Origin of the sequence: Vibrio kagoshimensis (genome assembly GCF_050337535.1) — a bacterium.
Lineage (GTDB): Bacteria > Pseudomonadota > Gammaproteobacteria > Enterobacterales > Vibrionaceae > Vibrio > Vibrio gallaecicus.
Window position 1 is genome coordinate 98,552 of sequence record NZ_JAKJSZ010000008.1, and the last position, 11,298, is coordinate 109,849.

Sequence of the window (11,298 nt, forward strand, 5' to 3'; positions counted from 1 at the left end):
AAAGCCTTATTTATTCTATAAGGCTTTTTTCTACTGCGTACAAATCTCTATTCCCTTTATTTCAAAGCCCTCAACCAGCTCTACTACACCGATCAAAGTTGAATCTGCTTCTAGTCTTAGTTATGACTTTTGGCTCTCTTTCCACAACTAGTTGGGCTGCATCCCAAAATGAACTTAAAGGTGTTAAAGGCGAAATATCCCGCCAAAAGAAAGATTTAACATCACAACAGAAGAAATTAGACAACCTTCAAAATAGTCTTAAAAAACAAGAACTCTCGATTATTTCACAAGAAAAAGAGATCAAAGAAACCAAGAAGAAACTGCTTACCGCTAACGCTAACCTAGATCTACTCACAAAAAACATTGCAGAACTCTCTTCACAAAAACAAGTGCAGTCAGAGAAACTCGAACAGCTGATTCAAACTTATTATATGACGCGAAGAGCCAAAGCACCTTCCGATATTCTTAATACCGGTGTTGAAGAAGATCGCATCAGCCAGTATTACCAACATCTAGCTAAAGCACGATCCACTACTATTAAGAGCATTGAAAAAACTCAAATAGCACTTCAAGAAAGCCGGAAACAAAGACAGTTAGAACAAATCCAAATTACCAAGTTACTCAAAGAACAAACGAGTAAAAGAGATCAATTAGCCAAGACTCAGTCTAAACGTAAAACTACCGTCGGCAGTATCAAGAAAAGTATCTCAGGGGATAAAAATTACCTAGCGGAATTGCAGCGCAATGAAACTCGATTAAAAGCCGAAATAGCCAAAGCTAAAAAAGCGGCACTCGAAAAGCGCAATGCTATTCCTATGGATGGTTTAGCCAAACGCAAAGGTAAACTGCCATGGCCAATTAAAGGCAGAGTCTTACATAGCTACGGCTCACAGCAAACAGGGCAAGTTAACTGGAAAGGCATGGTCATTAATGCTCAATATGGCCAGCAGGTGAAGTCCATTTACTCTGGGACAGTGGTATTTGCAGAATACTTAAGAGGTTATGGTCTTGTTGTGCTACTCGACCACGGTAAAGGTGATATGACCCTTTATGGCTTCAACCAAGCGTTGCTCAAAAAAGAAGGGGATAAAGTAAAAGCAGGAGAAGCGATAGCGTTAGCCGGTGATACTGGCGGGCAAAGCCGTGCTTCCCTCTATTTTGAAATTCGCCGAAATAGCCAAGCTCAAAACCCTAAGCGCTGGTTAGTGAGATAAAAATTACAGTGAAAGCTATCTTGCATAGCTTTCACTCAACTTCGCTCTACTTTGTTCGAGAGTTAAGGGCTTTAACACCATCTTCAAGCAATGTTAACTCTTCCACACCTTGAGTTGTGGCTATCGGCTTCACAACTGCAATCATATGCAACATTCCCTGATGCACCACTTGCTCTGTAATTTTCGCCTTAGGTGACATGGCAGACTGATAAGCTAACCAGCTCGACGCAATTATGTGTAAAGACGTCACCATTGGCTTCATTTCTTGTTCAGAAATCACTAATAACTTCAAATCAACAAACGCTCTCATAATATCCACAAGGTTCGCCTGTAGCTTTTCTTGAACAGCCATATATTCCAAATGAAGCTGTTCATCTCTTGAAAGAATTTCAGGTAGGTTCGCGTAGAAAAAACGGTACTTCCACATTAAGGTGAAAATAGAATCAAGATAATGCCTTAATAAGGTCAAGCTTTCTTGTTGTCCTTGAATAGGAGTAAAACGTTCAAGTAGCTCCGCTGAATATAGAGCAAAAATATCACGAACAATTTCTTGTTTATTGCGGAAGTGGTAGTACAAGTTACCAGGGCTAATTTCAATATGTTCAGCAATATGATTCGTCGTAATACTACGCTCACCATGCTCGTTAAATAATTCCAAAGCCGCGTAAACAATCTTGTCTCGTGTTTTCATTATCTATCAGTATCCCTATCTGTTTGGAAATCAGTATATAGATACTACACAGATAGATCGAGCGACAGAAATGCTGGAGCAATAGAATAGGCAGTGATCAGATCAGTCGCTACCTCTACTCAGTCAAACTAATTAAGAGAGAACATACCTCACGAAGAAGGAATGCAAATACGCGATATCTGCAACTTAATGTTAAGGCATGATTCCACTAGCCCGTTTTATTCATTACTTGCTATACTCGCGATAGTTTTGTATTCAAAAAGAGTAAGAGAATTATGATCATCGTAACTGGCGGTGCTGGCATGATTGGCAGCAATATTGTTAAGGCACTCAACGAGGCAGGCCATAACGATATCCTTGTAGTGGACAACCTTAAGAATGGTAAAAAATTCAAAAACCTTGTTGATCTAGATATCACTGATTATATGGATCGCGATGATTTCCTTACTCAGGTAATGGCCGGTGATGATTTCGGTCATATTGAAGCTATTTTCCACGAAGGTGCTTGCTCAGCAACGACTGAGTGGGACGGGAAATACATGATGCTCAACAACTATGAATACTCAAAAGAGTTACTTCATTACTGTGTTGAAAGACAAATCCCATTCTTATATGCCTCTTCTGCTGCAACTTACGGTGAAACGGATACCTTCATTGAAGAGAAAGAATACGAAGGCGCACTCAACGTTTACGGTTATTCTAAGCAACAGTTTGATAATTATGTTCGCCGCTTCCAAGCCGATGCTGCAGCGCACAACGAAACTCTTTCTCAAATTACAGGATTCCGCTACTTCAATGTATACGGACCACATGAAGAACATAAAGGTAGCATGGCTTCTGTAGCCTTCCATTTGAACAATCAAATGAATGCCGGCGAAAACCCTAAACTATTTGCAGGTAGCGAAACATTCAGACGTGATTTTGTGTACGTTGGTGACGTAGCTGCCGTAAATTTATGGTTCTTAGAAAATGGCGTTTCTGGCATTTTCAACCTAGGTACAGGTAATGCGGAATCATTCCAAGAAGTCGCAAAAGCGGTAATTAAGCACCACGGCAAAGGGGAAATTGAGACAATTCCATTCCCTGAACACCTAAAAGGTGCTTACCAAGAGTTTACTCAAGCCGATCTAACAAAATTACGTGCAGCAGGTTGTGATATTGAATTCAAAACCGTGTCTGCGGGTGTTGCTGAATACATGAAAATTCAAAACCCAGCTTAAAAAGTACAGCCCTAAGTGAGTCACTTGGGGCTATATTATTTTTGTACTTCCAAGCCATATGCTCTAAGCGATACCAACCTTCCCTTTCTTGCTTTAGCAACCAGATAAATTCACTAATCCAGATCGAGTTAATATGACAGATAAACGCGATGATTTTGACCCTAACGCCTATAACCCAACGTTTGAGTGGTCTTTTCTTGCCCCTAAATTTTGGGGAACATGGCTAATTGTTCTGGTTGGTCTCCCGCTCGCGCTATTTCCTCATAAAGCAAAACTATTCATTGCGACCAAGCTCGCTCGAATGCTGATTAACAAACCGAGCAGAACCATCAATAACGCTTGGGTAAACCTTTCAGTTTGCTTTCCGGATAAATCAGAGCAAGAAATAAAAGCACTCTTAGAGAAAACGCTTGTAACGGCAGGAACCTTCCTACTTAGCTTTGCAAGCTTGACTCTACGCAGTGCTAAATGGCTACAAAACAATACAACTATCAACGGTATGGAGCATTTACAAGAAACTCTAGATAGTGGCAGTAAGGCAATTTTACTCGTGCCCCATACTTGGGGGATTGATATTCCAGCAGTTGTACTCGCTTCACATGACCTGCCGGTATCTGCTATGGCAAAAAGACAAAAAAACCCAGTAATGGACTGGCTAATGCATCGCCAACGCGTTCAATATGGCGGTAGAGTCTACGAGCGTGATAATGGCATTAAACCTTTTATCAAATCAGTACGTGATGGTTACTTAGGTTACTACCTACCCGATCAAGATCATGGGCGCGATCATAGTATCTTTGTCGACTTCTTCAATATTCCAAAAGCAACACTGCCTGGCTTAGGCAAATTGTCGAAAGTCAGCCGTGCAAAAATCATCCCAGTCTTTTCAGGGTTCGATGCTGAATCGGGGAAGTACATAATAAATATTAGCCCAGCATGGGAAGACTACCCTTCCGCTGATGAGCATATCGACACTCGAAGAATGAATGCGTACATTGAAAGTGAGCTAAACAAAACACCAGAACAATACATGTGGGTTCTAAAATTTCTTCATACGCAAGAAGATCCAAAAAGTTTTGCGTCACCGTATAATAATGAAAAAAACTGGATGGCAGGCTATAAACGATGAAGAAGATTTTAGTAATCGGTCCATCTTGGGTTGGTGATATGGTGATGTCTCAAGCCCTATACACAACCCTAAAGCAGCAAGATCCTGACTGCATTATCGATGTGATGGCACCGGCATGGTGTAAGCCTATCTTAGAGCGCATGGTTGAAGTTAACCAAGCGATTGAAATGCCACTTGGTCATGGCGATTTTAACTTTTTAGGCCGCAGAGCTTTGGGTAAACAGCTAAAGCGTGAAAACTACACTCATGCTTTTATCTGCCCAAACTCTGCTAAATCTGCTCTTATTCCTTGGTTCGCTGACATTCCAAACCGTACCGGCTGGAAAGGCGAAATGCGCTATGGTCTATTAAATGATTTACGCCCCAATAAGAAAGCTTTCCAATACATGGTTGAGCGATATGTCGCTTTAGCTCACCCTAAGAAAATCATGGTAGGCTCGGAATCATTAGGCGGTTTAGAAACGCTTCCAAAACCGAACCTATCTATAGATTCTGAATTACAGCGGAACACCATACAAAAATTTCAGTTAACTCACTCAACTGACATCATTGGTTTATGCCCAGGTGCAGAGTTTGGTCCAGCTAAGAAGTGGCCTGAAAATCATTATGCAGAAGTTGCACATACCATGTGTAAGCAAGGTCGCCATATCTGGCTGTTTGGTTCACAAAAAGACGTTGATACCTGCAATGGAATAAAACAAAAAGTACCTGAGCAATTTCATTCACAAATCCATGTACTTGCCGGGCAAACCAGCTTAATTGAAGCAGTGGATTTGCTTGGAGCCTGCCAAACCGTTATCAGTAATGACTCAGGTTTGATGCACGTTGCAGCGGCTGTTGGCTGTAATGTGGTGGCGGTATATGGTTCAACATCACCGAAGTACACACCACCTTTGGCTAAGAATGTCGATATTGTTCATACTGACATTGATTGCCGTCCTTGCTTCAAGCGTGAATGTGAATTTAAACATTTAAAATGCTTAACAGAGCTTACGCCTATCTCAGTCATTGATAGTATTCGAAAGTTAGAATCGATTGCCGTTATTGAGGTGCCTTAGGTCATATGTTTATTCGCACTTTATATACTCTTATCCTATGTCTAGCTGCGCCCTTTCTTCTTTTAGGGTTATATAAAAGCAAACCAAATAAACCTAAGTTTGGTTCTCGCTGGAAAGAGCACTTTGGTATTACTACCCAGCTCAGCTCAGCTAAAAGTAAGCCTCTGTGGATTCACGCCGTTTCTGTCGGAGAGTCAATCGCTGCGATTCCGCTGATCAAAGCCTTGAAAGAGCAAAACCCAGAACAGACTATTGTTGTAACAACAACGACGAGCACTGGCGCTCAAGAAATTCAAAAGCTGGGAGGTTTAGTTGAGCATCGCTATATGCCGATCGACTTTAGCTTTGCGGTTAAAGGCTTTATCCGCGCTATACAACCTGAGAAAATGTTAATCATTGAGACAGAGTTGTGGCCTAACACTTTACAAGCCGTTCATACAGCCAACATTCCAATCATTGTCGTCAATGCTCGTCTATCTGAAAAATCCTGCCGTAATTACGCAAAAGTTCAGGCTTTATTCAACCAAATCCACCCAAATCTAAATAAAGTACTATGCCAATCTCAAGCCGATGCAGACAGATTCAAGCGACTCGGCATCCCACAAGATAAGCTTGATATAACCGGTTCAATAAAGCTTGATATAAAAGTCTCGCCAGCAGTGATTGAAGAAGGTAAGGCTTTACGAAATGATTTAGGCTCAAAGCGCCCGGTATGGATAGCAGCGAGTACACACAAAGGTGAAGATGAAAAAATCTTATCGGCTCATAAGACTATTTTAACATCCCTTCCAGATGCTTTGCTTATTTTGGTTCCCAGACACCCTGAACGCTTTAAAGAAGCCTTCACTTTATGTGGAAGCCTCGGTTTTCAAAGCGTAACAAGAACATCCCAAGAAACAACCACGAATGACACTCAAGTTTATGTTGGTGATACGATGGGAGAAATGCTGAAACTCATTGGGGCTGCTGATGTGTGTTTCATGGGAGGAAGCTTAGTTGGCGATAAAGTTGGAGGGCATAATGTTCTTGAACCTGCGATTTTAAGCGTACCTGTCATTACAGGTCCTAGTTATTTTAACTTCAAGGAAATTGTCCACGATTTAGAATCAGAACAGGCAATAATAATTACGACTGAAAGTACCTTGATAAGTTCGACTCTGCTTTTATTGACTGATTCACAAATCAGAAAAACTCAAACATCCCGAGCACTTCATTATTTAAATAAAAACCAAGGAAGCTTAAGTAAAGTACTTAGCTATCTTTAGGGGTTCCATATTTATGAATATTTTTGTTGCAACATCACCATTCCAGTACATTTGTGCAAATGAAGCTAGAGCTGCTTACAACACCAAAAACAACATCCTTTTTCTTGTAAAGCAAAATAGAGAACCCGGCATTAGCCAACTAAATAAAATTTTTTGCTCTGAAGATTGGGATCATGTTATTTGGGTAGAAAGACACCAACGTACTTTAAATGTTCCTAAAGCCATTAAACAAGCTATCAAGATCAACAATGGCAGTTCGAACTTTGATAGTTTTTTCTATGCTGAATACAACGCATGGAGAACAAAGCTAATTCGTAGAAATATGACCTTTTCACGAGAAGTATATTTTGATGATGGAACAACGACAGTTTTTGAATATGAGCAGTATATAAGAGATGAGAAAGTATTCTATAGACCAAGGTTCCTACAAGACTTACTAATCCGTCTACAAGGTTTAACTCCCATTGGTAAAATGGGGCATTTCAAAAACTTTGAGATATTTTCAATATTTGAATTACTAGACCCTATACACCCTAGCAAAAAGAATCATTTTCTAGCTCTTAAAGAAAAATATGGGAACACCAAGGTTTTCAACAAAGATGCCCCCGCTGGCTTTTTAGGACATGGTGCCGTTGGCGGAAAAAATGGTAAGTGCATAGAAACGTACTTGGAAGAAGTCACTCAGTTTATGCAGCATGTCGATAACAAGATACTTTACTTCCCGCATCGTACTGAACTACCAGAAGTTGCCGATTCACTTAAAAAGATGCCTAACATTCAGTACCATAACTCAACACTACCATTAGAAGTTGAGCTATTAGATAAAGACATCAAATTATCAGCCCTTTACGGTACTTACTCTAATGCTCAATACAGCATCTCTGTCCTCTACCCAGATGTTCCAGTGTTCAACATAATTCCATCAGGCAAAGGAATAAATGAAACCAGGCAAGAAAGCTATACAGTGATCCATAAGCTTTTTGAAAAAATAGCCATTCCTAATGTTCAAATGTAAAAAAGCCCTGCTTAGCAGGGCTTTTTTATTAAAGATAACCAGCCATTTTCTCGTAGCTAGGAAATAGTATAAGTTGTTCTTCAATACTGCATAACAGTGCATCATCACCAGATAAAAAGGCTTCAACTTGCTTATACAAGCCGGGCTTAAACTCTTGATCTAAAGAGTTATCAACCTCAACGTTTATACAAGGAATTGTTCCCCTCTTTTGTACCTGTAGCGCCTCCATAGGGCGGAAAACATAACGATTCTCTTTCGTTAATACTTCCACTGACCATCGACCAGCCGATTCCCAGTTAGCAGCGTAATTAAACAATGCACCACCTTCACTGATTCCGGCACCCGAAAATACAGAAGATGAAGGGTGCCATTCAAGGCTACCTTGAGTAAAGCTAGCAAGCTCTTTCGGTTTACCACCAAGGTAAAACGCTAAATCGGCAACATGGGTAGAGTTTGCTAAGAACCATTTATTCAAAACATCTAATGGCTTATCTATTTTCTCAATTACATGAGCCCATTCAGTTAACTCAAAATTAAAAGAAGTCACGCCGCCTTCTTCTGCAATTTTTTCTCTTGCAGCAAGCACAGAGGAAAAGAAACGGCGGTTATAAGCAATGTAAACCTTACAAGCAAGCTCTTCACTGCGTTCTTGTAGAGTCGTAATTTCCGCAAGTGTCATTCCTCCTGGTTTCTCAACCAAGATTTGTTTTACACCGCTCTCAATAAGTTTTAACGTCGTTTCAAATAATTGTGCAACACCTACACTAACAATTGCCGTCTCCGCTAATTCAGGCTTTGAATCTAAAAACGAATTCAACCCGCCCTGAACTACCTCTTTGCCCGTTTTATTTGTGAACTCTTCAGCAGAAGCTTCACCACGGCCAATAACGATATAGTCATGCTTTTGCGCTTCTAGAACTTTCGCATAATCTACAGACATGAGGCCTGAGCCAATTAACCAAATCATTTTTTATCCTCAGTTAGGTAATAGGGCATGCATCTAATTCTTTCTCAAGAACTGCTGACATGTGAACAAGTAATGCGTTAATGAAAGGCACATGCAAATTACATGACTGTTCAAAAGGTGTTAGCCCACATGTATTAGAGCTAAGTAGCTGATCAACAGTGCCACCTGTTAACTGACTCTGGAATAATGGCTTATGGGTAAATTGCTCTGTATTTTCACCCTGAGATTTAGTCCAAACACCTTCAACTTCATTAACTACAAAGCGAGTATCTCCGTTAACCAAAGATACTGACAACTGAGGTGTCTCTTCTTGACCACTTTGTATCGTTAATGTGTGATTACCCGCTGTAAATGACAATTGACCCGTCGTTTCATAAAAGCCAACACGCTTACTCTCAATAAGTTCAGAATCTAACTTTGATTCAACAAGCTCTAACGTTGAGTTTTCCGCTAGAAAAGCAAAGACATCAAGGAAATGAACACTGTTACAAGCCATTCCCCAAGCATGACCGTCAACGACCATATTGATTGGCTTAGATGTATCTAATTGCTGTTTCAAAGCTGTATACGTTGGGAATAAACGTCTAGGGCAATTTACCCACCCCGTCGTTGATGTATCAGCAAGCAGAGCTGATATCTCAGAATAATCAGCAATTTTTTGAAATAGAACCTTTTCAAAGACAATATGCTCCACTTGATTTTTATCAAGCAATTGTTTTGTCACAGCAGCGCGCACTTGAGCAGCTGTAGCGATAATGCACACGTCTACGTTTTCATTCAGAGGTAATTCATTGCTATAGCTGACTGTAGAATTCTTATTGCCGTACTCGACTTGCCCAGCTCTTTCCTTTGCAATATTCAATGACTCTGAAGACGGATCAATAACTGTAATTTTCAGTTCATTTGGACTAAGAAGTGCACCTTGTAAATGTCGACTACCTAGTTGCCCCGCACCAATAATTAAAATGTTATGCATGTTTTTCCTTATACTTCAAAACTGTTTCTGCTAATAAGAAATCTAACTCGTGGTCGATATCTACAGAACTTTCATTATCCATTAAATAAGCGTAAATGTTTGAAGATAAAAATAGAGAATCCTCTTCATAAAAACGACTCACTTTCGCAAGATAAATAGCCCCATTCAAACGATAATATGGCTGTAAATCTTGGCTTCTTGTGTTCTTTATTTCGTCTTTAATGAAATGATCCATTGCCAAATCCGAAGGCAAGGTGTTACTCCATAAAGGGGAGTGATCGCATTCACAAACCGATACTACTGCATCCGCTTTTTTATCTTTCAGAAGATTTATCGCTTTCTCATTATGTATAGCGTTACGAATGGGAGAAGTTGGTTGTAACAATAAAACAAAATCAAAAACCTCCCCTTTTTCTTTATAGTGATCAAGAGCATGTCGAATAACATCAGAGCTAGAACTTGTATCTGTTGCTAAGCTATCTGGTCGTATAAAAGGTACTTCTGCACCAGCTTGTAATGCTATATCAGCAATTTCCTGGCAATCAGTACTTACCATCACTTTACTGATGTCTTTATTACCTAGCGCAGACTCAATCGACCACTGAATGAGCGGTTTTCCATTTAAAACTTTAATATTTTTACGAGGTAGCCTCTTACTACCACCTCTAGCTGGAACTATCGCTAAAATTTTCATGCTTATAAACCCAATGTAAGAATATCAACCTGAGCACGTTTAAAATCATCCATTCTTCCAATATCTAGCCAATATTCATGGAACGGAAATACATGCGCATTATTATCAATTAAAGACTCAAAAAGAGCTGGCATATCCAGATATTCATTCTTAGCAACATCAGCAACGATTTCCTTATCAATAACATAAATACCCGCGTTCACATGGAAACGATAGGTTGGTTTCTCAACAAGCCCTGTGATTTTATTATCTTCAGCCTCAACCACACCAAAAGGAACTTGGTAATCAAACTCTCTAACACACATCGTCGCTTTTGAGTTTTGCTTAGTATGAAACGAAAGCAGTTCTTCAAAGTTGATTTTAGTCAAGACGTCGCCGTTCATAACAATAACCGGTAGATCAGGCAGATCATCAGGTAACAAGCCTAATGCACCTCCAGTACCTAATGGGGTATCTTCATGAATATATTGAACATTAACTCCCCACTTAGAGCCATCACCAATAGCCGCATGAATCATTTCGGGTAGATAGTGAGTAGAAATATAGAAATTAGTAAAACCTGAGCGGATAAAACTCAATATAACGGTTTCAAGGATCGGTCTTTCACCCACTTTAAGTAAAGGTTTAGGGCATTTATCTGTTAACGGCTTTAATCGCGTTCCAAAGCCGCCAGCCATGAGGAATACTGGATTGTCGTATTGTGTTTTCTGCAGTAACCCATGTAATGTTTCTAACCCAACCACTTGACCATTGTTCAAAATTGGAATTGCATGCAACTCCTTTTTTTCCATTAGTCCTAAAAGGCTTTCTCGCGTCATACCTACATCAGCAGTGGTTGGCTGACGATACATTACAGTTGAGATATCATCTTCTAGAGATGCATCGCTCAAGATAGCTCTACGAATATCACCATCACTTACAGTACCAAGCAGCTGATCATCTTCACCAACTACTATCGCGAGTTTAAGCGCCTGCTGATCGATAATCTTCAAGACACTACGAACAGTTTCACTTGGTGATACTAGGATTTTTTTCCAGTTATGGCTCATAGACTGACCCTTTATTATTT

General features: G+C 40.0%; 11 protein-coding genes. 6 read left to right on the top strand and 5 right to left on the bottom strand.

Annotation, left to right across the window (positions count from 1 at the left end):
• The first annotated feature begins 122 nt into the window (after positions 1-122).
• Positions 123-1,214, top strand: coding sequence for a murein hydrolase activator EnvC family protein (locus L4C37_RS09215; protein ID WP_429768404.1), 1,092 nt, complete (start codon positions 123-125; stop codon positions 1,212-1,214).
• A 46-nt stretch (positions 1,215-1,260) separates the two neighbouring features.
• Here the strand turns inward: L4C37_RS09215 and L4C37_RS09220 are convergent, their stop codons facing one another.
• Positions 1,261-1,905, bottom strand: a complete 645-nt coding sequence (locus L4C37_RS09220) for a TetR/AcrR family transcriptional regulator (protein WP_137374024.1) — start codon at positions 1,903-1,905, stop codon at positions 1,261-1,263.
• Positions 1,906-2,180: 275 nt separating this feature from the next.
• Between L4C37_RS09220 and rfaD the strand changes: the two genes are divergently transcribed.
• The 5 genes from rfaD to L4C37_RS09245 all read left to right on the top strand — a co-directional run bounded on the left by rfaD (position 2,181) and on the right by L4C37_RS09245 (position 7,592).
• Positions 2,181-3,125 (top strand): ADP-glyceromanno-heptose 6-epimerase, encoded by a 945-nt coding sequence (rfaD, locus tag L4C37_RS09225; protein WP_429768405.1) that lies wholly within the window; start codon positions 2,181-2,183, stop codon positions 3,123-3,125.
• 133 nt (positions 3,126-3,258) lie between these two features.
• Positions 3,259-4,254 (top strand): lauroyl-Kdo(2)-lipid IV(A) myristoyltransferase, encoded by a 996-nt coding sequence (lpxM, locus tag L4C37_RS09230; RefSeq protein ID WP_429768406.1) that lies wholly within the window; start codon positions 3,259-3,261, stop codon positions 4,252-4,254.
• Positions 4,251-5,312 carry a lipopolysaccharide heptosyltransferase II gene (waaF, locus tag L4C37_RS09235; protein WP_429768407.1) on the top strand — a complete coding sequence of 354 codons (1,062 nt, stop codon included), beginning with the start codon at positions 4,251-4,253 and terminating at the stop codon, positions 5,310-5,312. Before lpxM ends, waaF begins: the two co-directional genes overlap by 4 nt.
• A 5-nt stretch (positions 5,313-5,317) precedes the next feature.
• Positions 5,318-6,577, top strand: coding sequence for a lipid IV(A) 3-deoxy-D-manno-octulosonic acid transferase (gene waaA / locus L4C37_RS09240; RefSeq protein ID WP_429768408.1), 1,260 nt, complete (start codon positions 5,318-5,320; stop codon positions 6,575-6,577).
• 13 nt (positions 6,578-6,590) lie between these two features.
• Positions 6,591-7,592, top strand: coding sequence for a hypothetical protein (locus tag L4C37_RS09245; protein ID WP_429768409.1), 1,002 nt, complete (start codon positions 6,591-6,593; stop codon positions 7,590-7,592).
• Between the two features lie 28 nt (positions 7,593-7,620).
• Here the strand turns inward: L4C37_RS09245 and L4C37_RS09250 are convergent, their stop codons facing one another.
• The 4 genes from L4C37_RS09250 to L4C37_RS09265 are packed head-to-tail and all read right to left on the bottom strand — an operon-like array spanning position 7,621 to position 11,278.
• Positions 7,621-8,559: a Gfo/Idh/MocA family oxidoreductase gene (locus L4C37_RS09250; RefSeq protein WP_137374018.1), complete on the bottom strand. Its 939-nt coding sequence runs from the start codon at positions 8,557-8,559 to the stop codon at positions 7,621-7,623.
• A gap of 13 nt (positions 8,560-8,572) precedes the next feature.
• Entirely contained in the window at positions 8,573-9,535 is a 963-nt protein-coding gene (locus L4C37_RS09255) for a Gfo/Idh/MocA family oxidoreductase (protein WP_429768410.1), read from the bottom strand.
• Entirely contained in the window at positions 9,528-10,229 is a 702-nt protein-coding gene (locus L4C37_RS09260; protein ID WP_273295675.1) for an acylneuraminate cytidylyltransferase family protein, read from the bottom strand. The genes L4C37_RS09255 and L4C37_RS09260 overlap by 8 nt, the downstream gene beginning before the upstream one ends.
• Positions 10,230-10,231: 2 nt before the next feature.
• Positions 10,232-11,278 (bottom strand): nucleotidyltransferase family protein, encoded by a 1,047-nt coding sequence (locus L4C37_RS09265; RefSeq protein ID WP_273295673.1) that lies wholly within the window; start codon positions 11,276-11,278, stop codon positions 10,232-10,234.
• Positions 11,279-11,298 lie beyond the last annotated feature (20 nt).